Origin of the sequence: Frigoribacterium sp. VKM Ac-1396, from assembly GCF_015350895.1 — a bacterium.
In the GTDB taxonomy this organism is placed as follows: Bacteria; Actinomycetota; Actinomycetes; order Actinomycetales; family Microbacteriaceae; genus Frigoribacterium.
In genome coordinates, this window is record NZ_JADKSD010000002.1 from 1,093,401 (window position 1) to 1,115,953 (window position 22,553).

The 22,553-nt window shown below is 70.4% G+C and carries 23 protein-coding genes; 22 read left to right on the plus strand and 1 reads right to left on the minus strand.

The window, feature by feature from the left end; all coding sequences use genetic code 11:
- Nucleotides 1-12 precede the first annotated feature (12 nt).
- A complete protein-coding gene (priA, locus tag ITJ55_RS12170; RefSeq protein ID WP_194595546.1) occupies nt 13-759 on the plus strand; it encodes a bifunctional 1-(5-phosphoribosyl)-5-((5-phosphoribosylamino)methylideneamino)imidazole-4-carboxamide isomerase/phosphoribosylanthranilate isomerase PriA in 747 nt (248 codons plus the stop codon).
- Nucleotides 759-1,592, plus strand: coding sequence for an SseB family protein (locus ITJ55_RS12175; RefSeq protein ID WP_194595547.1), 834 nt, complete (start codon nt 759-761; stop codon nt 1,590-1,592). The genes priA and ITJ55_RS12175 overlap by 1 nt, the downstream gene beginning before the upstream one ends.
- Before the next feature lie 70 nt (nt 1,593-1,662).
- On the opposite strand, the gene ITJ55_RS12180 is transcribed toward ITJ55_RS12175, so the two are convergent.
- A complete protein-coding gene (locus tag ITJ55_RS12180; protein ID WP_194595659.1) occupies nt 1,663-1,995 on the minus strand; it encodes a DUF1844 domain-containing protein in 333 nt (110 codons plus the stop codon).
- Between the two features lie 398 nt (nt 1,996-2,393).
- Here ITJ55_RS12180 and infC point away from each other — a divergent pair, with 398 nt between their 5' ends.
- From infC to tyrS, 20 genes are all read left to right on the plus strand, one after another.
- The gene (gene infC / locus ITJ55_RS12185) at nt 2,394-3,023 is read left to right on the plus strand and encodes a translation initiation factor IF-3 (protein WP_082486865.1); all 630 of its coding nucleotides are present in this window, start codon (nt 2,394-2,396) and stop codon (nt 3,021-3,023) included.
- A gap of 3 nt (nt 3,024-3,026) precedes the next feature.
- Nucleotides 3,027-3,221: a 50S ribosomal protein L35 gene (gene rpmI / locus ITJ55_RS12190; protein ID WP_043596704.1), complete on the plus strand. Its 195-nt coding sequence runs from the start codon at nt 3,027-3,029 to the stop codon at nt 3,219-3,221.
- A gap of 30 nt (nt 3,222-3,251) precedes the next feature.
- Nucleotides 3,252-3,638 (plus strand): 50S ribosomal protein L20, encoded by a 387-nt coding sequence (rplT, locus tag ITJ55_RS12195; RefSeq protein ID WP_043596706.1) that lies wholly within the window; start codon nt 3,252-3,254, stop codon nt 3,636-3,638.
- A 123-nt stretch (nt 3,639-3,761) separates the two neighbouring features.
- Nucleotides 3,762-4,562 carry an RNA methyltransferase gene (locus tag ITJ55_RS12200; protein WP_194595660.1) on the plus strand — a complete coding sequence of 267 codons (801 nt, stop codon included), beginning with the start codon at nt 3,762-3,764 and terminating at the stop codon, nt 4,560-4,562.
- A 128-nt stretch (nt 4,563-4,690) separates the two neighbouring features.
- Nucleotides 4,691-5,428: an amino acid ABC transporter ATP-binding protein gene (locus ITJ55_RS12205; RefSeq protein ID WP_194595548.1), complete on the plus strand. Its 738-nt coding sequence runs from the start codon at nt 4,691-4,693 to the stop codon at nt 5,426-5,428.
- A gap of 110 nt (nt 5,429-5,538) precedes the next feature.
- Complete coding sequence (locus tag ITJ55_RS12210; protein ID WP_056262909.1) at nt 5,539-6,402, plus strand: glutamate ABC transporter substrate-binding protein; 864 nt, start codon at nt 5,539-5,541, stop codon at nt 6,400-6,402.
- 78 nt (nt 6,403-6,480) lie between these two features.
- On the plus strand, nt 6,481-7,149 hold the full coding sequence (locus ITJ55_RS12215) for an amino acid ABC transporter permease (RefSeq protein ID WP_194595661.1): 669 nt from the start codon (nt 6,481-6,483) through the stop codon (nt 7,147-7,149).
- Complete coding sequence (locus ITJ55_RS12220; protein ID WP_194595549.1) at nt 7,146-8,063, plus strand: amino acid ABC transporter permease; 918 nt, start codon at nt 7,146-7,148, stop codon at nt 8,061-8,063. Before ITJ55_RS12215 ends, ITJ55_RS12220 begins: the two co-directional genes overlap by 4 nt.
- Nucleotides 8,064-8,157: 94 nt before the next feature.
- Nucleotides 8,158-9,198, plus strand: coding sequence for a phenylalanine--tRNA ligase subunit alpha (gene pheS, locus ITJ55_RS12225; protein ID WP_194595550.1), 1,041 nt, complete (start codon nt 8,158-8,160; stop codon nt 9,196-9,198).
- The gene (gene pheT / locus ITJ55_RS12230; protein ID WP_194595551.1) at nt 9,198-11,708 is read left to right on the plus strand and encodes a phenylalanine--tRNA ligase subunit beta; all 2,511 of its coding nucleotides are present in this window, start codon (nt 9,198-9,200) and stop codon (nt 11,706-11,708) included. Before pheS ends, pheT begins: the two co-directional genes overlap by 1 nt.
- Before the next feature lie 58 nt (nt 11,709-11,766).
- Nucleotides 11,767-12,816, plus strand: coding sequence for an N-acetyl-gamma-glutamyl-phosphate reductase (gene argC, locus ITJ55_RS12235; protein WP_194595552.1), 1,050 nt, complete (start codon nt 11,767-11,769; stop codon nt 12,814-12,816).
- Nucleotides 12,813-13,970: a bifunctional glutamate N-acetyltransferase/amino-acid acetyltransferase ArgJ gene (gene argJ / locus ITJ55_RS12240; protein WP_194595553.1), complete on the plus strand. Its 1,158-nt coding sequence runs from the start codon at nt 12,813-12,815 to the stop codon at nt 13,968-13,970. Before argC ends, argJ begins: the two co-directional genes overlap by 4 nt.
- Nucleotides 13,970-15,016 carry an acetylglutamate kinase gene (gene argB, locus ITJ55_RS12245; protein ID WP_194595554.1) on the plus strand — a complete coding sequence of 349 codons (1,047 nt, stop codon included), beginning with the start codon at nt 13,970-13,972 and terminating at the stop codon, nt 15,014-15,016. The genes argJ and argB overlap by 1 nt, the downstream gene beginning before the upstream one ends.
- 2 nt (nt 15,017-15,018) lie before the next feature.
- Complete coding sequence (locus tag ITJ55_RS12250; protein WP_194595555.1) at nt 15,019-16,215, plus strand: acetylornithine transaminase; 1,197 nt, start codon at nt 15,019-15,021, stop codon at nt 16,213-16,215.
- Nucleotides 16,212-17,132 (plus strand): ornithine carbamoyltransferase, encoded by a 921-nt coding sequence (gene argF, locus ITJ55_RS12255; protein WP_194595556.1) that lies wholly within the window; start codon nt 16,212-16,214, stop codon nt 17,130-17,132. The genes ITJ55_RS12250 and argF overlap by 4 nt, the downstream gene beginning before the upstream one ends.
- 53 nt (nt 17,133-17,185) lie before the next feature.
- Entirely contained in the window at nt 17,186-18,388 is a 1,203-nt protein-coding gene (locus ITJ55_RS12260) for an argininosuccinate synthase (RefSeq protein ID WP_056262928.1), read from the plus strand.
- Entirely contained in the window at nt 18,385-19,851 is a 1,467-nt protein-coding gene (gene argH / locus ITJ55_RS12265) for an argininosuccinate lyase (protein WP_194595557.1), read from the plus strand. The genes ITJ55_RS12260 and argH overlap by 4 nt, the downstream gene beginning before the upstream one ends.
- Nucleotides 19,848-19,985, plus strand: coding sequence for a hypothetical protein (locus ITJ55_RS12270; RefSeq protein WP_194595665.1), 138 nt, complete (start codon nt 19,848-19,850; stop codon nt 19,983-19,985). The genes argH and ITJ55_RS12270 overlap by 4 nt, the downstream gene beginning before the upstream one ends.
- 46 nt (nt 19,986-20,031) lie before the next feature.
- Nucleotides 20,032-20,676 (plus strand): DNA-3-methyladenine glycosylase, encoded by a 645-nt coding sequence (locus tag ITJ55_RS12275; protein WP_370544144.1) that lies wholly within the window; start codon nt 20,032-20,034, stop codon nt 20,674-20,676.
- 35 nt (nt 20,677-20,711) lie between these two features.
- A complete protein-coding gene (gene tyrS / locus ITJ55_RS12280; RefSeq protein WP_370544145.1) occupies nt 20,712-22,025 on the plus strand; it encodes a tyrosine--tRNA ligase in 1,314 nt (437 codons plus the stop codon).
- The last annotated feature ends 528 nt before the right edge of the window (nt 22,026-22,553 follow it).

Here is a 22,553-nt window from a genome sequence, read left to right on the forward strand (position 1 = left end):
GAGAGAGACGACATGAGCGAGTTCTGCACCACCCCCGCCCTGACCCTGTTCCCCGCCGTCGACGTGGCGGGCGGGCAGGCCGTCCGCCTGACCCAGGGCGAGGCCGGCAGCGAGACGAACTACGGCGACCCGGTCTCGGCGGCCGACGACTGGGCGAGCCAGGGGGCCGAGTGGCTGCACCTGGTCGACCTCGACGCCGCCTTCGGTCGCGGCGACAACCGCGCCGTGATCAAGAAGGTCATCAAGCAGGTCAAGGGGGTGAACGTCGAGCTCAGCGGCGGCATCCGCGACGACAAGTCGCTCGAGGACGCGTTGAGCACCGGCGTCAAGCGGATCAACCTCGGCACCGCCGCCCTCGAGAACCCCGAATGGGCCGCCCACGTCATCGCCGAGTACGGCGAGGCGGTGGCGGTCGGGCTCGACGTCCGGGGCACGACGCTCGCGGCCCGCGGCTGGACCGAAGAGGGCGGCGACCTCTGGACGGTGCTCGCCCGGCTCGAGGAGGCCGGTTGCGCGCGCTACGTCGTGACCGACGTCACGAAGGACGGCACGCTCCGGGGCCCGAACGTCGACCTGCTTCGACAGGTCATGGACCGCACCGACCGCCCGGTCATCGCGTCCGGCGGCATCTCGAGCCTCGACGACCTCGCCGCCCTGCGCGAACTCGTGCCCCAGGGCCTCGAAGGTGCCATCGTCGGCAAGGCGCTCTACTCGGGTGCCTTCACGCTCGCCGCGGCCCTCGACGTCGCCTTGAACTGATGACCGCTGCTCCGCAAGGCCGGGGGCACGCGCGAGACGGGTCGGCGGCCGGCGACTCCGGGCACGACCACTCCGGTCGCGGGGCCGACAGCGCAGGTCACCCCTGGGCGGGTCGCACCTTCGACCACCACGACACGGCGCACGCGGGGGACGACGGATCGGCCGACCCGCGCCTCCTCGACGCCCTCCTCGGCTTTCGGGAGGGGCGACTCGGCGAGGCCGACGTCGTCGACGCCCTGCGCCCGGCACGACTGCTCGTGCCCCTGGTCGCCGTGGCCGGCGACGAGGGTCTCGACGAACACGGGCGGCGCGTCGACAAGACCCAGGAGCTGTCGATCGTCACGGTGTCGGGCCCGGACGGTCGTGACGTGCTGCCGGCCTTCACATCGGTCGAGACCCTGACCAGGTGGCGCCCTGCCGCGCGTCCCGTGCCGGTGGACGCCCGCCGCGTGGCCCTGGCCGCCGCCTCCGAGTCGACCGACCACATCGTGCTCGACCCCGGGTCGATCACCGAGTTCGGACTCCGCCGCCCGGCGGTCTGGGCGATCGCCCAAGACCTGCCGTGGACGCCCAGCCACCACGACGAACGCGTCCTGCGGGCGTTCCTCGACGCGTCGCGAGACGAGGAGGCGCTGGTCAGCCTGGTGGTCGCGCCGGGTTACCGAGACGCACGGCTCGGTGCCCCCGAGATCGTCGTGCAGCTCGGGATCGTTCCCGGCCTCGACCGTGACGCGCTCGCGGCCCTCGTGGGGCGACTGCAGGCGGCGTGGGCCGTTGACCCGCTCATCGTCGACCGGGTCGACAGCATGTCGGTCAAGATCGTCGCGGGCTGAGGCCGCCGCGGGTTGATCGCTGCGGGCTGAGGCCGCCACGGCCCCGGGGGGCGCGCGACGCGGGGCCCGGTCAGTTGACGGGGCCGGTGTACTTCTCGCCGGGACCCTGGCCGACGGCGTCGGGGATGGCGGAGGCCTCGCGGAAGGCCAGCTGCAGCGACCGCAGCCCGTCGCGCAGGGCGCGGGCGTGCTGGTCCCCGATCTCGGGCGCGCTGGCCGTGACGAGCCCTGCCAACGAGGTGATGAGCTTGCGGGCCTCGTCGAGGTCGGTCTGGGTCTGCGGGTCGTCCGCCAGGCCCACCTTGACGGCGGCGGCGCTCATCAGGTGCACGCAAACCGTGTTGATCACCTCGACCGCGTTGACGTCGGCGATGTCGCGGGCGGCGTCGTCGCCGAACCGCAGGTCGTCCTCGAACCGGGACGCACCGGGCGCCGTGTCGGGGGTGGTCACCGACACGGCATCGCCGAAGCGGGCGTCGGGTGTGGGTGCGTCGTCGGGGGAGTGGCTCACGAACTGATCCTCTGCTAAACTCGTCCAGGCTCGGAGCGTCTGCTCCGTGCGAAAGTGGAGATTCTCCCACCCGCGCTTGACCGTTGCACAAGGTTACCGGGTTGTTGGCACCCCGTTCGATCAGCACCATCGCTCCGTCCCGCTCCTCGTCAGAGGCCGCGGGCAGGCACCGGTCGAGCAGCCAGGGTGCAGTGTGACGTGTCCCTGACGACGCCCGCACGGACCTCCTCTTTCTCTGGCAAAGCCGTCCGGCCCCGCCAGGTGCAGAAGAAACGACAGAGGAGTTCCGCATCAGCGATCCCCGTACGAACGACCGCATCCGCGTCCCCGAGGTCCGCCTCGTCGGGCCTGGCGGAGAACAGGTCGGTGTCGTCCCCATCGCCATGGCCCTGCGTCTCGCCGCAGAGGCCGAACTCGACCTGGTCGAGGTGGCCCCCAACTCGAAGCCGCCCGTGGCCAAGATCATGGATCACGGAAAGTTCAAGTACGAGGCCGCGCAGAAGGCGAAAGAAGCGCGTCGCAACCAGGCGAACACGATCCTCAAAGAGGTCCGTTTCCGTCTGAAGATCGACAAGCACGACTACGAGACGAAGCGCAAGCGCGCCGAGGGCTTCCTCCAGGGCGGCGACAAGGTCAAGGCCATGATCCTGTTCCGCGGTCGCGAGCAGTCGCGCCCGGATCAGGGCGTCCGCCTGCTGCAGCGCTTCGCCGAAGACGTCGCCGAGTTCGGCAGCGTCGAGTCGACCCCGACCATCGACGGCCGCAACATGGTCATGGTGATCGGCCCGCACAAGAACAAGTCCGAGGCGAAGGCCGAGGCCGAGGCTCGCAAGGCGGCCAACAAGGCGCCGAAGCACCCGACGTCCGACGAGGTCCCGGCCGACGCACCGGCCGACCGACCGACAGAAGAAAGCAAATAAGACATGCCCAAGCAGAAGACCCACTCCGGCGCCAAGAAGCGCTTCAAGGTCACCGGTTCCGGCAAGATCATGAAGCAGCAGGCCGGCATGCGCCACAACCTCGAGGTGAAGAGCGCCAAGCGCAAGGCTCGCCTGAACCAGGACCAGGTGCTCGCGCCCGCCGACGCCAAGGTCGCCAAGAAGCTTCTCGGTCACTGACCGCTGACACGAACGTAGAGGAACAAGAAAATGGCAAGAGTCAAGAGAGCGGTCAACGCCGCCAAGAAGCGTCGCGTCATCCTCGAGCGCGCCGAGGGTTACCGCGGTCAGCGTTCGCGCCTGTACCGCAAGGCCAAAGAGCAGGTCACCCACTCGCTCGTCTACTCGTACCGTGACCGCCGTGCTCGCAAGGGCGAGTTCCGTCGCCTGTGGATTCAGCGCATCAACGCCGCGTCGCGTGCGAACGGTCTGACCTACAACCGCCTCATCCAGGGCCTGTCCCTGGCCGGCGTCGAGGTCGACCGTCGCATCCTGGCCGAGCTGGCCGTCAACGAGCCCGCCACGTTCGCGTCGCTCGTCGCCACCGCCAAGGCCGCGCTGCCCGCCGACACCTCGGCCCCCAAGGTCGCCGCGTAGTCGTACCCGCACCACACACCCGAGGCCCGACGGCCGACACCTCACCGGTGTCGCCGTCGGGCTTCGTGCGTCCCCGCGCCACCCGGTCGCGTGCGGCATCATGGACGGGTGCCCCACGACTCCCTGCTCGACAACCCCCGTTCGCCCCGAGTCCGGGCGGTGGCCAAGCTCTCGAAGCGCGACGCCCGCACCGAGACCCGCACCTTCTTGCTCGAGGGGCCGCAGTCGGTCGGTGAGGCCCTCGCCTTCCGACCCGAACTGATCGTCGAGCTCTTCGGCACCCCGACCGCCCTCGAGCGCTACCCCGCGGTGTCGGCGGCCGCCGAGGCCGAGGGCATCGACGTGCAGTTCGTCACCGAGCCGGTGCTCGAGGCCATGGCCGACACGGTGACGCCGCAGGGCATCGTCGCCGTCTGCCGGCAGTTCCCCACGTCCGTCAAGGACGTCTTCGCCGCCGAGCCGAAGTTGATCGTCATCCTCGAAGAGGTCCGTGATCCGGGCAACGCCGGCACCATCATCCGGGCCGCCGACGCCGCCGGGGCCGACGCCGTCATAATGACCGGCCGCAGCGTCGACCTCTACAACCCCAAGGTCGTGCGGTCCACGACCGGCTCGCTCTTCCACGTGCCCGTCGCCGTGGGCGTCGAGCTCGCAGGCATCGTCGACCGGTGCCGCGAGGCCGGCCTGCAGGTGATCGCGGCCGACGTCAAGGGTGACGACCTGCTCGCCGCGCGCGGCGAGGGCGTCCTCGCGGCGCCGACCGCGTGGCTCTTCGGCAACGAGGCCCGAGGTCTCACCGACGTCGACCTCGGCCGTGCCGACCGCGCCCTGGTGGTGCCCATCTACGGTCACGCCGAATCGATGAACCTCGCCACCGCGGCCTCGGTGTGCCTCTACGAGAGCGCGTTCGCCCACCGCAGCTAGCGCCTCCTCGTCCTCAGGAGGCGCGGGCCGGGTCGGGCGCGGACGTCGCGACCGAACACGTCGTTTCGTTTTCATTAAGAATCGACTGTGAATTTGACCCCGACCTGGGGGTCTGTTTGTGTGGGCGCATGGAACCCCTCGTCGTGGTCGACCACGTCAACAAGCACTTCGGTGACCTGCACGTCCTGAAAGACATCACCACGACGGTGGGCAAGGGCGAGGTGGTCGTGGTGATCGGGCCGAGCGGTTCGGGCAAGTCGACCCTCTGCCGGGCCATCAACCGCCTCGAGACCGTCGACGACGGCGTCATCACCATCGACGGGACGCGCCTGCCCGACGAGGGTGCCGGTCTGGCGCGGTTGCGCGCCGACGTGGGCATGGTGTTCCAGAGCTTCAACCTCTTCTCGCACAAGACGGTCCTCGAGAACGTCATGCTGGGCCAGCTCAAGGTGCGCAAGCGCAGCAAGGCCGAGGCCCGCGAGCGGTCGATGCAGTTGCTCGAGCGGGTCGGCGTGGCGGACCAGGCCGACAAGATGCCCTCGCATCTCTCGGGCGGTCAGCAGCAGCGCGTGGCGATCGCCCGTGCCCTCGCGATGGACCCCAAGGTGATGCTGCTCGACGAGCCCACGAGCGCGCTCGACCCCGAGATGATCACCGAGGTGCTCGACGTCATGGTGCAGCTCGCGAAGGACGGCATGACGATGATCGTCGTCACGCACGAGATGGGGTTCGCCCGCAAGGCCGCCGACCGCGTCGTGTTCATGGCCGACGGCCAGATCGTCGAAGAGGCCACGCCCGAGCAGTTCTTCACCGACCCCCGGTCGACCCGCGCGCAGGACTTCCTCGCGAAGATCCTCACGCACTGAGCGGGGCTGCGGAGGCCGTCGCGTCCGCCACCCGTCCCCGGCGCCCGACGCGCCGGCCCCCGACACCCGATCGCCGCCCGGCGTCCGGGTCACCCAGCAAGGAGATCAGAATGCGACTCAGCAAGGGATTCGTCGCCGTAGCCGCAGCAGCCGCCGTGGTCCTCGGCCTCTCGGCCTGCACCGACTCGTCGGCCCCGGCCGTCGACGTCGAGACGCCGGCCGACTTCGCCGAAGGCAGCACCATGGCCCGGCTCGCCGACGCCGGTGAGATCACCATCGGCACCAAGTTCGACCAGCCGCTCTTCGGCCTCGCGAACCCGGACGGCGTGCCCGAGGGCTTCGACGCCGAGATCGGCAAGCTCGTCGCGGCGAAGCTCGGCATCCAGCCCGAGAACATCACCTGGACCGAGACGGTGTCGGCGAACCGCGAGCCGTTCATCCAGAACGGTCAGGTCGACCTCGTCATCGCGACCTACACGATCAACGACGATCGCAAGAAGGTCGTCTCGTTCGCCGGCCCGTACTACACGGCCGGTCAAGACCTCCTCGTTCTCGACGGCAACCCCGAGGGCATCGAGTCCGCGGACGACCTGGCCGGCAAGAAGGTCTGCACGGTCAGCGGCTCGACCAGCGAGAAGAACGTCGCGGCCTACACGACCGACATCCTCGCGACCGACACGTACTCGAACTGCCTCGAGCCGCTGCGGACGGGTGCCGTCTCGGCCGTGACCACCGACAACGTCATCCTGGCCGGCCTCGCCGACCAGAACGAGGGCGAGTTCGAGGTCGTCGGCGAGCCGTTCACCGAGGAGCCCTACGGCATCGGCCTGGCGCTCGACGACACCGACTTCCGCATGTTCGTCAACGACACGCTCCAGGAGGCCGAGGACGACGGCACCTGGGACGAGCTGTGGGAGAAGACCGCGGGCAAGGTGCTCGACACCCCGACCCCGCCCGCCATCGACCGCTACTGAGCACCCTGCGGGCACCCGGGGCGTCCTGCCCCGGGTGCCCGCACCACGAGCCCTGACCGAAGGACCCCGTTGAACCCCTTGGACGTCATCCCCGGCTTCGACGCCGTGACCGACAACTGGCCCCGTTTCTGGGGCGGCTTCGCCACGACGCTGCAGCTGCTCGTTCTCTCGGGCCTCGGGGCCCTCGTGATCGGCTTCGTCGTGGCCGCGTTGCGCATCTCGCCCGTGGCCTCGTTCCGCACCCTCGCCACGGTCTACACCGAGGCGCTGCGCAACATCCCGTTGACGCTCGTGCTCTTCTTCTGCGCGTTCGTCCTGCCCTACCTCGGCGTCGACTTCGGCACGTACTTCCCGCTCGCGGTGATCGGGCTGACGGCCTACACGTCGCCGTTCGTCGCCGAGGCGATCCGCTCGGGCATCAACGGCGTGCCCGTCGGGCAGGCCGAGGCGGCGCGCAGCATCGGCCTCGGCTTCGGTCAGACGCTCGGTCACGTCGTGCTGCCGCAGGCCATGCGCATGGTCGTGCCGCCGCTCATCAACGTCTTCATCGCCCTGACCAAGAACACCTCGGTCGCGGGTGGCTTCTTCGTCGGCGAGCTCTTCGCCGCCGGCCGGTACATCGCCAACGACCGCGGTGACGCCGTCATCACGACGCTGCTCGCCGTGGCGTTCTTCTACCTGCTCGTCACCATCACGCTCGGCCGCCTCGCCGCCGTGGTCGAGAAGAAGGTCGCAGTCCTCCGATGAGCACCTCCGTCCTCTACGACGCCCCCGGCCCCAAGGCCCGCCGCACGTCACGGATCATCTCGGTGGTCGGCGTCGTGCTCGTCCTGGCGCTGGTCGCCTACGTCGCGTACCTCCTCGCACGCCCCCGCATCAGCGCGAACGGCGCCGAGACGCCGGGCGTCTTCGACGCCTCCCGCTGGGACATCCTCCAAGACCTGGCCCTGTGGCGCGCCATCGGCCGCGGGTGGCTCGGCACCGTCCAGGCGGCCGCCCTCGCGTCGGTGCTCGCCGTCGTGATCGGCGTCTTGTTCTCGTTCCTCCGGACGGCCCGTTCTGCGCTGGTCCGCGTGCCCACGACGATCGTCCTCGAGTTCTTCCGGGGCATGCCCGTCCTGCTGATGATGCTGTTCATCCTGCTGGTCTTCTCGACCGGGGCGTTCTGGGCCGTCGTCGCCGCACTGGCGGTCTACAACGGTGCGCTCATCGGCGAGGCCCTTCGGGCGGGCATCGCGTCGCTGCCGAAGGGTCAGCGCGAGGCGGGCCTCGCCATCGGACTGACGCCGATCCGCACGAGGTTCGCCATCGAGTTCCCGCAGGCGTTCCGTCAGATGCTGCCGATCATCCTGGCCCAGCTCGTCGTCCTCCTGAAAGACACGTCGCTCGGCTACATCGTGGGCTACCTCGAACTCACCCGGGTCGGTCTCAACCAGCTGGGGTCGTACTACGGCAGTCGCTACACCTTCACGCTCTTCGCCGTCGTGCTGGTCGTCTACCTCGCGACGAACCTCCTGCTCTCGTGGGTCGTCCGCGTCGTCGACCGACGCACGGGTCGTCGCGCCGTCGTCGCGAAGCGCCCGGGGGCTCCGAAGGACCCCGGCATGTCCGCCCGCGGTGGCCGGTACGAGTCCGACCACGTGTCGGGCCGCGCGACCTGACCCGGCCCGTCGCCTCGTCCCCAGCCCGCGCCTCCTCGTCGTCCCCGACCAGGAGGCACGGGTCGCCTCCGCAAGATCGCTAAGCTTGGTTCTCGTGTCAGACTCCGTCCCCCTCTCCGAAGACGCCGTCGCGTCGGCGGTCGACGCCGCCCTCGCGGCGATCGCCACGGCCGCCACCGTCGCCGAGCTCAAGACCGCGCGTGCGCAGCACGTCGGCGAGGCCTCGGTGCTGGCACGCCTGAACGCCGGTCTGCGCGACCTGCCGAACGACCAGAAGGCCGCGGCGGGCAAGCTCGTCGGCCAGGCCCGCGGTCGCGTCGGCCAAGCCGTCGCCACGCGTGAGGCCGAGCTGGCCGTCGTCGAGGAGAACGCCCGGCTCGAGGCCGAGACCGTCGACGTCACGGCCCTGCCGTCGCGTCGTCGCGCCGGGGCCCGGCACCCCCTGACGCTGCTGCAAGAGCGCATGGCCGATCTCTTCGTCGGCATGGGGTGGGAGGTCAACGAGGGGCCTGAGCTCGAACACGAGTGGTTCAACTTCGACGCCCTGAACTTCGACGCCGACCACCCGGCGCGAGCCATGCAAGACACCTTCTTCGTCGACCCCGTCGATCGTCACCTCGTCCTGCGGACGCACACGTCGCCCGTCCAGATCCGCACCCTCCTGTCGAAAGAGCTGCCGGTCTACAACGTCGCGCTCGGCCGGGTGTTCCGCACCGACGAGCTCGACGCGACGCACACGCCCGTCTTCACCCAGCTCGAGGGCATCGCCGTCGACGAGGGGCTGACGATGGCCCACCTGCGCGGCACGCTCGAGCACCTCGCGAGGTCGATGTTCGGCGCCGAGGCGCAGATCCGCCTGCGCCCCAACTACTTCCCCTTCACCGAGCCCAGCGCCGAGATGGACGTCTGGCAGCCGAACGCCAAGGGTGGCGCCCGGTGGGTCGAGTGGGGCGGCTGCGGCATGGTGAACCCGAACGTGCTGCGCGCAGCGGGCATCGACCCCGAGCGCTACCAGGGCTTCGCCTTCGGCATGGGCATCGAGCGCACCCTCCAGTTCCGCAACGACCTCAACGACATGCGCGACATGGTCGAGGGCGACGTCAGGTTCAGCGAGCAGTTCGGGATGGTGGTCTGATGCGGGTTCCGCTGAGTTGGCTGGGCGAGTTCGTCGACCTGCCGGGTGACGTCTCGCTCGAGAGCGTCCACGCCGCCCTCGTGTCGGTGGGCTTCGAAGAAGAAGACGTCCACGTCGGCGACGTGACCGGGCCGCTCGTGGTCGGGCAGGTCCTCGAGTTCACGCCCGAGCCGCAGAAGAACGGCAAGACCATCAACTGGTGCCAGGTCGCCGTCGGCACCGACGCGGCGAACGACCCCGACGACGTCCGCGGCATCGTCTGCGGCGCCCACAACTTCGTGGTCGGCGACAAGGTCGTCGTGTCGCTGCCCGGTGCCGTGCTGCCCGGGCCCTTCCCGATCGCGGCCCGCAAGACCTACGGGCACGTGTCCGACGGCATGATCGCCTCGACCCGCGAGCTCGGCCTCGGCGACGAGCACGACGGCATCCTCGTGCTGTCGTCGCTCGGCCTCGACCCCGAGGTCGGCACCGACGCGATCGCGTTGCTCGGCCTCGACGAGGCGGCGGTCGAGATCAACGTCACGCCCGACCGCGGCTACGCCTTCAGCATCCGCGGGGTGGCCCGCGAGTACTCGCACGCGACCGGTGCGAGCTTCCGCGACCCGGCGTCCCTGGTGTCGCCGACCCCGTCAGGGGGCTTCTCGGTCGTCGTCGACGACCAGTCGCCCGTGCGAGACCGCGTGGGCGTCCAGACCTTCACCACCAAGGTGGTCCGCGGCATCGACGCGACCCGCCCGACGCCGCCCTGGCTGGCCTCGCGCCTGCGGCTGGCGGGCGTCCGCAGCATCTCGTTGCCGGTCGACGTGACCAACTACGTCATGTTCGAGCTCGGGCAGCCGATCCACGGTTACGACCTCGACAAGGTCAGCGGGAGGCTCTCGGTCCGCCGGGCGGCACCCGGCGAACGCCTCGAGACCCTCGACGGCCAGGTGCGCGACCTGCACGCCGAAGACCTCGTGATCGCCGACGAGTCCGGCGCGATCGGCCTCGCCGGCGTCATGGGCGGGGCCTCGACCGAGATCGGTGCGACCACGACCGACGTCCTGATCGAGGCCGCGACCTTCGACCCGACCTCCATCGCTCGCACCGCCCGCCGGCACAAACTGCCCAGCGAGGCGTCCAAGCGCTTCGAGCGCGGTGTCGACCCCCAGGTCGCCGAGGCGGCCGCCCAGCGCGTCGTCGACCTCCTCGTCGAGCTCGCCGGCGGCGCCGCCGACACGCTCGGCTCCCGGTGGGACGCGTCCACGACGCCCGAGACGATCACCCTGCCGGTCGGTCGGGCCGCGAGCCTGATGGGCGTCGACTACACCGACGACGAGGTGTCCGAGGCCCTGACGGCGATCGGTGCGCGCGTCGAGCGTGCCGGCGACGACTGGCTCGTCACCCCGCCGACCTGGCGCACCGACCTCGTCGACTCGGCGTCGCTCGTCGAAGAGGTCGCCCGCATCACGGGTTACGACCGCATTCCCTCCGTGCTGCCCGTCGCTCCCGCCGGGCGCGGCCTCAGCCGTGACCAGCAGTTGCGTCGCCAGGTGTCGAACGGCCTCGCCGCGTCCGGCTCGACCGAGGTCGCCGCGTACCCGTTCGTCTCGTCGGCCCAGAACGCCGCCTTCGGTTCGACCGACGGCACGGCGTCGCCGGCGGTCCGACTCGCGAACCCGCTCGACTCGGCGGCGCCCGAGCTGCGCCGTTCGCTGGTGCCCGGCCTGCTCGACATCGCGCGCCGCAACGTCGGGCGTGGCCTGGTCGACCTCTCCCTGTTCGAGGTGGGCACCGTCTTCCTGCCCGCCGAGGGCGTCACCTACGGCAGCGACGAGGTGCCCTTCGGGGCCGCTCGTCCCGACGACGCCACGTTGGCCGCCCTCGCCGAGGCCCTGCCGCCGCAGCCCCGACACCTCGGGCTCCTCGCCGTCGGCACGACGATCGACCGCGCACCGGGCCAGCCCGCCGTCGCGGCCTCGCTCGCCGACGTGCTCGACGCCGTGCGCGTCGCGGCTGCCTCCGTGGCCGCCGACGTCGCGTTCCGGCAGGCTCGACACGTCTCGCTGCACCCCGGCCGCACGGCCGAGGTGCTGGTGGGTGACGAGGTCGTGGGCATCGCCGGCGAACTGCTGCCGAGCGTCGCGGCCGACCTCGACCTGCCTCGCGTGGTGGCGGTGGCCGAGCTCGACCTCGACCGGCTGCTCGCCCTCGCCGCGGTCGAACCGGCCACCTCCGCCCTGTCGTCGTACCCCGCGGCGACGCAAGACCTCTCGCTCGTGGTGGCCGTCGACGTCCCGGCGGGCGACGTCCTCGCCACGGTGCGCGAGGGCGCCGGCCCCCTGCTCGAGAGCGCACGGCTGGTCGACGACTACCGAGGTGCCGGGCTGCCCGATGCGTCGAAGTCGCTCACCTTCGCTCTCCGCTTCCGGGCCGACGACCGCACCTTGACCGCGGCCGAGGCCTCCGAGGCCAAGTCCGGCTCCGTCCGCCTGGCCGGCGAGCGATTCGGGGCGGCGCTCCGCGACTGACACTCGCCCGGCGCCGCCGCCCCTGATCCCAGGCCGATTCGAACATTAGGGTGGACGCATGCCTTTCTCCGTTGCCGTGGCCGGCGCGAGTGGTTACGCCGGCGGTGAGCTGTTGCGCTTGCTGGCCGAGCATCCCGACTTCGAGGTGCAGACCGTCACGGCGTTCCAGAACGCCGGTCAGCGACTCCTCTCGGTGCAGCCGCACCTGCGCTCCCTCGCGCACCTGACCCTGGTCGAGACGACGCCCGACACCCTCGCGGGCCACGACGTCGTGTTCCTCGCGTTGCCCCACGGCAAGTCCGGGGCGATCACCGCGCAGTTGTCCGACGACACGCTCGTCGTCGACTGCGGGGCCGATCACCGCCTGACCGACGAGTCCGCCTGGCAGGCCTTCTACGGCGGTGAGTTCTACGGCGCCTGGTCGTACGGCCTGCCCGAGCTCGTCCTCGGCGACACCCCGGGCCGCCAGCGAGACGTCCTCGTCGGCGCGAAGCGCATCGCGGTGCCCGGCTGCAACGTCACGGCGGTCACCCTCGGGCTCGCGCCCGGCGTCCAGGCCGGCGTCGTCGAGACGGCCGACATCGTGACCGTGCTCGCCGTCGGCCCGTCCGGGGCGGGCAAGGCGCTCAAGACGCACCTGTTGGCGAGCGAGCTGATGGGTTCGGCGTCCGCCTACGGCGTGGGCGGACGCCACCGGCACGTCCCCGAGATCCAGCAGAACCTCCGTGTCGCCGGAGCGACCGAGGTGAACGTCTCGTTCACACCCGTGCTCGTCCCGATGTCGCGGGGTATCCTCGCCACGACGACCGCTCGTCTCGCCCCGGGCGTCTCGGCCCACGACGTGAGGTCCGCCTGGCAGCAGGCCTACGCGAACGAGCCGTTCGTGCACCTCCTGCCCGAGGGCGAGTTCCCCCGCACCGCCGACACCCTCGGTGCCAACACCGCGCTGATCGGGCTCGCCGTCGACGAGGCGGCCGACCGCGTCGTCGTCGTGAGCGCCATCGACAACCTCGTCAAGGGCACCGCGGGCGCCGCGGTCCAGTCCGCCAACATCGCCCTCGGCCTGCCCGAGACCACCGGCCTCGGCCAGAACGGAGTCGCCCCGTGAGCGTCACCGCAGCAGCCGGCTTCGAGGCCTCCGGCGTCGTCGCCGGCCTCAAGAGCACCGGTGCCCCCGACGTCGCGCTGGTCGTCAACCGCGGCCGCAGCACCGCCGCCGCGGCCGTCTTCACGAGCAACCGGGCGAAGGCCAACCCCGTGCTCTGGTCGCAGCAGGTGGTCGCCGACGGGCGCGTCGACGCCGTCGTCCTCAATTCAGGAGGCGCGAACTGCTTCACGGGAGCCTTCGGCTTCCAGACGACCCACTCCACGGCCGAGACCGTGGCCACGGCCCTCGACGTGTCGGCGACGGACGTCCTCGTCTGTTCCACGGGTCTCATCGGAGTCGGTGACCAGACCTTCCGCGACAAGGTGCTGGCCGGGTCCACCGCGGCAGCCGCGGCACTGTCGGCCGACGGCGGCCTCGAGGCCGCGACGGCCATCATGACGACCGACACCAAGCCCAAGCAGGCGGTGGTGACGGGCGACGGCTGGGTGGTCGGCGGCATGGCGAAGGGCGCGGGCATGCTCGCCCCCGGCCTCGCCACGATGCTCGTCGTGCTCACCACCGACGCCGACGTCGACGCGGCCGGGCTCGACTCCGCCCTCCGCGAGGCGGCCCGGGTGACCTTCGACCGTCTCGACTCCGACGGCTGCATGTCGACGAACGACACCGTCGTGTTGCTGGCCAGCGCCGAGTCCGGGGTCGCGCCTCCTGCCGGCGAGTTCGCTGCGGCGGTCACGGCGCTCTGCGCCGACCTCGCCGGGCAGCTGCAGGCCGACGCCGAGGGCGCCTCGCACGACATCCGCATCGAGATCGTGGGGGCGGCGTCCGACGACGACGCCGTCGAGGTCGGTCGGTCCATCGCACGCAACGCCCTGTTCAAGGCGGCCGTCTTCGGCAACGACCCCAACTGGGGGCGGGTGCTCGCGGCGATCGGCACCACCTCGGCCGAGTTCGACCCCTACGACGTCGACGTGACCATCAACGGCGTCCGGGTGTGCCACGCCGGTGCCCCCGACCGGCCGAGCGACGAGGTCGATCTGACCCCGCGCGCGGTCCACGTGCTCGTCGACCTCAAGACGGGCCCGGTCGAGGCCACCATCCTGACGAACGACCTCACGCACGACTACGTGCACGAGAACAGCGCGTACTCGAGCTGATGGGCGTCCACACGAACACCGGCGCCACGGCTGCCGACGAGCAAGAGCTGGCCGCGGTCAAGGCCTCGACGCTGATCGAGTCCCTGCCCTGGCTCAAGCGCTTCTCGGGCAAGGTGGTCGTCGTCAAGTTCGGCGGCAACGCCATGGTCGACGACGCCCTCAAGCAGGCCTTCGCCGAAGACATGGTCTACCTCCGCTACGCGGGGCTGCACCCGGTCGTCGTGCACGGCGGCGGGCCGCAGATCTCGGCGGCACTCGACGCGGCCGGCATCGAGAGCGAGTTCCGGGGCGGCTACCGGTACACCTCGACCGAGGCGATCTCGGTCGTCCGCGACGTCCTGGCCGGCGAGGTGAACCGCGAGATCGTCGAGCTCATCAACGAGCACGGTGACCTGGCCCGCGGTGTCTCGGGTGAGGGCTCGACGTTGTTCGAGGGCCGCAAGCGCGGCGTCGTCGTCGACGGTGAGACCTTCGACCTGGGCCACGTGGGTGACGTCACGCGCGTCGACCCCTCTTCGGTGCTGACCGAGATCGCGGCGGGGCGCATCCCCGTCGTCTCGTCCATCGCCACCAACCGGGTCGACCCCGAGCACGCCTTGAACGTCAACGCCGACGCCGCGGCGGGTGCACTGGCCATCGCCCTCGGCGCGGCCAAGCTCGTCGTGCTGACCGACGTCGCCGGGCTCTACGCCGATTGGCCGAACCGCGACTCGCTGGTCGAGGCCATCACGGTCTCGGCCCTGACCGACATGCTGCCGACCCTCGAGTCGGGCATGATCCCCAAGATGCGCGCCTGTCTCGACTCGGTCGTCGGCGGCGTGGGTGGGGCGACCATCATCGACGGTCGCATCCCGCACTCGATCCTCCTCGAGGTGTTCACCCAGCGCGGGTCGGGCACCGAGGTGGTCCCCGACGACAGGGCGGCCTCGACCGGCGCACCCGTCGTCACCTCGTTCGGCACCCCCGCCGGCGAGTCCGTCACCACCCGGGGCTCCACCCCGGGCGGCCCTGCCGCGAGCGGCACCGACACGAAAGGACAGTCGTGACCATGATCCAGACCCAAGGCGGTACCTGGCAGCGCCGATTCGGCGACTCGATGATGCGCTCGCTGTCCACGCCGAAGGTGATGCTCGACCGGGGCGAGGGCTGCCAGGTGTGGGACGTCGACGGCAAGCGCTACCTGGACTTCCTGGCCGGCATCGCGGTCAACGCCCTCGGGCACGCGCACCCGGTGCTCGTCCAGGCGCTCACCGAGCAGGCGAGCAAGCTGATCCACGTCTCCAACTACTTCGCGACGGCCCCGCAGGTCGAGCTCGCCGAACGGTTGACCCGCATCAGCGGCGCCGGCGAGCGTGGGCGCGTCTACTTCGGCAACAGCGGGGCCGAGGCCAACGAGGCCGCGGTCAAGCTGGCCCGCCTCAACCGCGGCGACGGTTCGCGCACGCGCATCCTGGCCCTGCAGAACTCGTTCCACGGCCGCACGATGGGCTCGCTCGCACTGACCGGCAAACCCGCGCTCCGGGAGCCCTTCGAGCCGATGATGCCCGGCGTGGAGCACATCGACACGACGATCGAGGCCCTCGAAGCGGCCCTCGACGACACGGTCGCGGCATTGTTCGTCGAGCCGATCAAGGGCGAGGCCGGCGTCGTCGACCTGCCCGACGGCTACCTCGAGCGGGCCCGAGAACTGACCACCCGACACGGCGCCCTGCTGATCCTCGACGAGATCCAGACCGGCATCGGGCGGACCGGCTCGTGGTTCGCCTTCCAGCAGCACGACCTCGTGCCCGACGCCATCACGGTGGCCAAGGGCATCGCCGGGGGAGTCCCGATCGGTGCGCTGATCACCTTCGGCGACGCGTCCGACCTGTTCGAGGCCGGGCAGCACGGCAGCACCTTCGGCGGCAACCCGCTCGCCACGGCCGCCGCGAACGCCGTGCTCGGTGAGATCGAGGCGAGCCAGCTCGTGCTCAACGCGATCGTCCGGGGCGACCAGCTGCGGGCGGCCGTCGAGGCGATCGGTTCGCCGCTGGTCGGCGAGATCCGGGGCGCCGGGCTCCTGATCGGCCTGGGCCTGACCCAGCCCGTGGCGGCACGGATCGCGGCCGACGCCCTCGAGGCCGGTCTGATCGTCAACGCACCGAACGACTCGAGCATCCGTCTCGCGCCTCCGCTCATCGTCGGCGACGACGAGATCGCCGAGTTCACCCAGATCATGACCACCGTCCTGAAAGGCCTCGAATGACCCGCCACTTTCTCCGGGACGACGACCTGACGACCGCCGAGCAGCTCGAGGTCCTCGACCTCGCCGACGAGCTCAAGCGCGACCGCTGGTCGCAGCGCCCGCTGGCCGGCCCGCAGACCGTCGCCGTCATCTTCGACAAGTCGTCGACGCGCACCCGGGTGTCGTTCGCCGTCGGCATCGCCGACCTCGGCGGCAGTCCGCTCATCATCGCCACCGCGAACAGCCAGCTCGGTGGCAAAGAGACGCCGTCCGACACGGCCCGCGTGCTCGAGCGCATGGTCTCCGCCATCGTCTGGCGCACCTACGCGCAGTCCGGCCTCGAAGAGATGGCGGCGGGCACGACCGTCCCCGTCGTCAACGCCCTGAGCGACGACTTCCACCCGTGCCAGCTCCTGGCCGACCTGCAGACCATCCGCGAGAAGAAGGGCACGCTCGCCGGCCTCTCGGTGGCCTTCGTCGGCGACGGCCGCTGCAACATGGGCCAGTCGTACCTGCTCGCCGGTGCGACCGCGGGCATGCACGTCCGCATCGGTGCACCCGAGGGCTTCCTGCCCGACCCGTCCGTCGTGGCCGACGCCGAGGCCATCGCGGCCCGGACGGGCGGCTCGGTGCTCGTCACGACCGATGCGGTCGAGGCGGTCGACGGCGTTGACGTCGTCGTGACCGACACTTGGGTCTCGATGGGCAAAGAGGACGAGAAAGACGAACGCGTCGCCGTCTTCGGGTCGTTCAAGGTCGACCAGGCCTTGATGGCCCGGGCCGACGCCGACGCGATCTTCTTGCACTGCCTCCCCGCCGACCGCGGGTACGAGGTCACGGCCGACGTCATCGACGGCCCGACCAGCGTCATCTGGGACGAGGCCGAGAACCGGCTGCACGCCCAGAAGGCACTGCTCACCTGGCTGCTGGCCCGCTGAGCACCCCCACCAACCCACACACGTAGACACACCCACACCACACAAGGAGAACCATGGCGGAACGCGTCGTCCTCGCATACTCAGGAGGCCTCGACACCTCGGTCGGCATCGGCTGGTTGGCCGACGCCACCGGCAAGGAGGTCGTCGCCCTCGCCGTCGACGTCGGACAGGGCGGTGAAGACATGGAAGACATCCGTCAGCGCGCGCTCGACTGCGGTGCCGTCGAGTCCGTCGTCGTCGACGCCAAGGAGGAGTTCGGCACCGACTACCTGATGCCGGCCCTCAAGGCCAACGCGCTGTACCAGAAGACCTACCCGCTGGTCTCGGCCCTGAGCCGCCCCTTGATCGCGCGCCACCTGGCGTCGGTCGCGAAGGAGCTCGGCGCGAACAGCGTCGCGCACGGTTGCACGGGCAAGGGCAACGACCAGGTGCGCTTCGAGGCGGCCGTCGCGGCCCTCGCACCCGATCTCACGAGCATCGCCCCGGTCCGCGACCTGGCCCTCACCCGTGACAAGGCGATCGTGTACGCCGAAGAGCACGCCCTGCCGATCCGACAGAGCGCCAAGAACCCCTACTCGATCGACAAGAACGTCTGGGGCCGCGCGGTCGAGACCGGGTTCCTCGAGGACCCCTGGAACGCCCCGATCGAAGACCTCTACGAGTACACGCAAGACCCTGCCGTCCTCAAGGACGCCGACGAGGTCGTCATCACGTTCGAGGCCGGCGTCCCGACCGCGATCGACGGCGTGGCCTTCACCCCCCTCGGCATCGTCGAGCGCATGAACGAGCTCGCTGGCAAGCACGGCGTCGGCCGCATCGACGTCGTCGAGGACCGCCTGGTCGGCATCAAGAGCCGCGAGGTCTACGAGGCCCCCGGCGCGATGGCCCTGATCGCCGCACACGAGGCTCTCGAGGCCCTGACCATCGAGCGCGACCTGGGTCGCTACAAGCGCGGGGTCGAGGCCGAGTGGTCGAACCTCGTCTACGACGGCCTCTGGTTCTCGGGGCTCAAGCGCTCGCTCGACGTCTTCATCGACGACACCCAGAAGTACGTGTCGGGTGAGATCCGCCTCAAGCTGCAGGGCGGCCGTGCCGTCGTCACCGGCCAGAAGAGCGACGCGAGCCTCTACGACTTCGACCTCGCGACCTACGACACGGGGGACACCTTCGACCAGTCCCTGTCGAAGGGCTTCATCGAGATCTGGTCGCTGCCGAGCAAGATCTCGGCTCGTCGCGACCTGGCCCACGGGGCGTGACCGACGCGGGCGGGCTCGGTGACGGGCCCGGCAAGAACGAGCGCGCAGGCGAGGCGGGCGCCCTCTGGGGCGGCCGCTTCGCCTCCGGGCCGTCCGCCGAACTCGCGGCGCTGAGCAAGTCCACCCAGTTCGACTGGCAGCTGGCCTCGTACGACATCGCCGGATCACGCGCACACGCCCGGGCCCTCTCGGCCGCGGGCTACCTCGACGGCTCCGAGCTCGACGCGATGCTCTCGGCGCTCGACCGCCTCGAGTCCGACGTGCTCGACGGCACGTTCACCGCGGCCGAGTCCGACGAAGACGTGCACTCCGCCCTCGAGCGGGGGCTCATCGGCATCGCCGGGCCCGAGCTCGGCGGCAAGCTGCGAGCCGGTCGCAGCCGCAACGACCAGATCGCCACGCTCGTGCGCTTGTACCTGCGAGAACACGCCCGGGTCATCGGTCGGCAGGTCGTCGACCTGGTCGACGCCGTCGCAGGGCAGGCGACCGCCCACCCGACGGCCGTCATGCCCGGTCGGACGCACCTCCAGCACGCCCAGCCCGTCTTGCTGGCGCACCACTTGCTGGCCCACGCGTGGCCCCTGGTCCGCGACCTCGAGCGCCTGCGCGACTGGTCACGTCGAGCCGGCGCCTCGCCGTACGGTGCGGGTGCCCTCGCCGGCAGTTCGCTGGGACTCGACCCGCTGCTGGTGGCGACCGAACTCGGCTTCGACCGCACGACCGAGAACTCGATCGACGCGACGGCGAGTCGAGACGTCGTGTCCGAGTTCGCCTTCGTCACGGCGTCGATCGGCATCGACCTCTCGCGCCTGGCCGAAGAGATCATCCTCTGGAACACCCGCGAGTTCGGCTTCGTCCGGCTGCACGACGCCTTCTCGACCGGGTCGAGCATCATGCCGCAGAAGAAGAACCCCGACATCGCCGAGCTGGCTCGGGGCAAGTCCGGGCGTCTCATCGGCAACCTGACGGGTCTGCTGGCGACGCTCAAGGGGCTGCCGCTCGCGTACAACCGCGATCTGCAAGAAGACAAAGAGCCGGTCTTCGACTCGGTGACCCAGCTCGAGGTGCTGCTGCCGGCCTTCACGGGCATGGTGGCGACGCTCGACTTCGACGAGGCTCGCATGGCCGAGCTGGCACCGCAGGGCTTCTCGCTCGCCACCGACGTCGCCGAGTGGCTCGTCCGTCAGGGTGTCGCCTTCCGTGACGCGCACGAGATCAGCGGTGAGCTGGTGCGGTTCTGTGAGCAACACGACCTCGAGCTGCACGAGCCCACCGACGAGCAGTACCGGGCCGTCTCGCCGCACCTCACCCCCGAGATCCGACCGGTCCTGACGGTCGAGGGGTCCATCGCGAGTCGCCGTGGCGTGGGCGGCACGGCTCCCGAACGGGTCGCCGAGCAGCTGGCGCAGCTCACCGAGCAGATGCGCCACCTCGTCCAGGCCCTCGACCCGGTGGCGGCGTGAGTCCTCGCCGCCCCGGCTCGGGCGACGACCGGCCGACCCGCGCCTGGGTCGTGCCGGTCGTCGTCGCCCTCGCCGTGGCGGTGCTCGTGACCGTCGTGGTGATCGCGGTGGCCAGCGGGCAGCGAATCTTCTGAGTCACGTGGGCACCAGGGGTCCGAGCCGCGTGGGCACGAGGGGGCGGTGACCACGACGTCTGCCGACGACGTGCTCGCGAGGCTGCTGGCCGAGCCGGCGCTGGAGGTCGCACCGCGCCTCCTGGGCTCGATCTTCTGGTCCGGGGGAGTCGGGGTGCGCCTGACCGAGGTCGAGGCGTACCACGGTCAGGGGCAAGACCCCGGATCGCACGCGCACCGCGGTCGCTCGACACGGAACGGCAGCATGTTCGACGCCGGCGGCACGCTGTACGTGTACCTGTCGTACGGCATCCACCGGTGCGTCAACGTCGTGTGCGGCCCCGAGGGGTACGCATCGGGCGTCCTCCTCCGGGCGGGCGAGGTCGTGGCCGGCCTCGACGAGGCGCGAGCCCGTCGGTCGACGTCGCGGACGCCGGCCGACCTCGCCCGAGGCCCGGGCCGACTCGGGTCGGCCCTCGGCATCGAGCTCGGCGACGACGGCTCGCGCCTCGTCGCCGACGCCCCCAGTCAGGAGGCGCGGTTCCGGTTGCGCCTCCCGTCCGCACCGGTCGGCGCCGTCGCCGCGGGCCCCCGCGTCGGTGTGTCGGGTCACGCCGGCGGCGACGCCTTCCCGTGGTGGTTCTCGCTCGAGGGCGACCCGACGGTCTCGCCCTACCGGGCAGCCGTGTCCCGCCGACGCGGTGGGGCGTGACGAGGGTCGTGGCGGCCGCTGGTAGCGTCTTGCAGGTGACCAGTGAAACGACCGCGGACGTCCTGGCCGCCCAGAGCAACGACCCGTCGTTCGACGACGTGTGGGACGAATTGCAGTGGCGCGGCCTGGTGCACGTCTCGACCGACGCCGACGCACTGAAGACCCTGCTCGCCGGCGAGCCGATCACGTACTACTGCGGGTTCGACCCGACGGCGCCGAGCCTCCACCTCGGCAACCTCGTGCAGTTGCTCACGATGCGCCGCCTGCAGCTGGCCGGTCACCGACCGCTCGGCCTCGTGGGTGGTTCGACCGGTCTCATCGGCGATCCGCGACCGACCGCCGAGCGGGTGCTGAAGACGCCCGAGCAGACCGCCGAGTGGGTCGACCGCATCCGCGTGCACGTCGAGAAGTTCCTGTCGCCCGACGGCGACAACGGCCTCCAGGTGGTCAACAACCTCGACTGGACGGCACCGCTCAGCGCCATCGAGTTCTTGCGCGACATCGGCAAGAACTTCCGCGTCAACACGATGCTCAAGAAGGACGCCGTGGCCGCGCGCCTGAACTCCGACGCCGGCATCAGCTACACCGAGTTCAGCTACCAGATCTTGCAGGGGCTCGACTTCCGCGAGCTGTACCGCAGCTACGGCTGCGTGCTGCAGACCGGCGGCAGCGACCAGTGGGGCAACCTCACGAGCGGCACCGAGTTGATCCGGCGCACCGAAGGCGTCTCGGTGCACGCCATCGGCACGCCGCTCATCACGAACTCCGACGGCACCAAGTTCGGCAAGAGCGAGGGCAACGCGGTCTGGCTCGACGCCGACCTGACCAGCCCGTACGCCCTGTACCAGTTCTGGCTCAACACCGACGACTCCGATGTCGTCTCGCGCCTGAAGGTGTTCACGTTCCTCTCGCGTGCCGAGATCGAACGCCTCGCCACGGCCGTCGCCGACGAACCCTTCCGTCGGGAGGCGCAGCGGGCGTTGGCCTGGAACGTCACGTCCCTGGTCCACGGCGCCGCGGCCACCCGTTCCGCGATCGCCGCCGCCGCGGCCCTCTTCGGTCAGGGCGATCTCGCCGAGCTCGACGGATCGACCCTGCGGAGCGCGATCGCCGAGTTGCCGGCCGCCACGGCCGACGGGTCGACCACCGTCGCCCAGGCCCTCGTCGACACGGGTCTCGTGTCGTCGTTGGGGGCGGCCCGCCGCGCCACCGCCGAAGGCGGCGTCTACGTGAACAACACGAGGGCCGAGAACGGCGACGCCCTCGTGGCCGACTCGCAACTCGACGGGGGAGTCGTCGTCCTCCGGCGAGGCAAGAAGACGCTGGCCGGCGTGACCGTCCAGGTCTGACACGCGTCTGCACCGAGCAGCCGAGAAGCCCGCATTCCCCGTCGGGGTGCGGGCTTCTCCTCATCTGAGGAGAGCTGCGGCCAGCACATCCCCGTGTTTCCGGGCGTCGCTATAACGACACGCCCGGGATGCATGGAGATTTGGGGGTGAGCCCTCGTGGCTGTGTAAAGTAATCCGAGTCAGCCCAAAGGTGCGGCGGAGCGGCCAGGACAGAGACCAGAGATGGTCCCGATCCGGAGCTCACCGGCCTCAAGTGGTGACATCCTCCCCGAGACCGAGTCGTTTACGACTCGAGAATCGTGTGGTAGGGTTTCAAATCCATCCTCTGGTTCTGCCAGGCGCTGGTCTTCACCACGTGAAGATCGGAAATCGAGTCGATTTGACTTGGTCCACCAGGATGGTATGGTTCCACAGCAGCTTCGAGCGAAGGTCTACTAAAGCCGGGCCTCGAGTGCGTTTGGTCCTTGAGAACTCAACAGCGTGCACATTGTCAAATGCCAAATTATACCCTGGCATTGCTTGTGGCTT

Excerpts from the sequence above, each read along its gene's own strand:
- rplT (WP_043596706.1), top strand. The coding sequence starts at position 3,252 with ATGGCAAGAGTCAAGAGAGCGGTCAACGCCGCCAAGAAGCGTCGCGTC.
- priA (WP_194595546.1), top strand. The coding sequence starts at position 13 with ATGAGCGAGTTCTGCACCACCCCCGCCCTGACCCTGTTCCCCGCCGTC.
- ITJ55_RS12205 (WP_194595548.1), top strand. The coding sequence starts at position 4,691 with ATGGAACCCCTCGTCGTGGTCGACCACGTCAACAAGCACTTCGGTGAC.
- rpmI (WP_043596704.1), top strand. The coding sequence starts at position 3,027 with ATGCCCAAGCAGAAGACCCACTCCGGCGCCAAGAAGCGCTTCAAGGTC.
- ITJ55_RS12260 (WP_056262928.1), top strand. The coding sequence starts at position 17,186 with ATGGCGGAACGCGTCGTCCTCGCATACTCAGGAGGCCTCGACACCTCG.
- ITJ55_RS12210 (WP_056262909.1), top strand. The coding sequence starts at position 5,539 with ATGCGACTCAGCAAGGGATTCGTCGCCGTAGCCGCAGCAGCCGCCGTG.
- argC (WP_194595552.1), top strand. The coding sequence starts at position 11,767 with ATGCCTTTCTCCGTTGCCGTGGCCGGCGCGAGTGGTTACGCCGGCGGT.
- pheT (WP_194595551.1), top strand. The coding sequence starts at position 9,198 with ATGCGGGTTCCGCTGAGTTGGCTGGGCGAGTTCGTCGACCTGCCGGGT.
- ITJ55_RS12220 (WP_194595549.1), top strand. The coding sequence starts at position 7,146 with ATGAGCACCTCCGTCCTCTACGACGCCCCCGGCCCCAAGGCCCGCCGC.
- argF (WP_194595556.1), top strand. The coding sequence starts at position 16,212 with ATGACCCGCCACTTTCTCCGGGACGACGACCTGACGACCGCCGAGCAG.
- ITJ55_RS12250 (WP_194595555.1), top strand. The coding sequence starts at position 15,019 with ATGATCCAGACCCAAGGCGGTACCTGGCAGCGCCGATTCGGCGACTCG.
- ITJ55_RS12175 (WP_194595547.1), top strand. The coding sequence starts at position 759 with ATGACCGCTGCTCCGCAAGGCCGGGGGCACGCGCGAGACGGGTCGGCG.
- argB (WP_194595554.1), top strand. The coding sequence starts at position 13,970 with ATGGGCGTCCACACGAACACCGGCGCCACGGCTGCCGACGAGCAAGAG.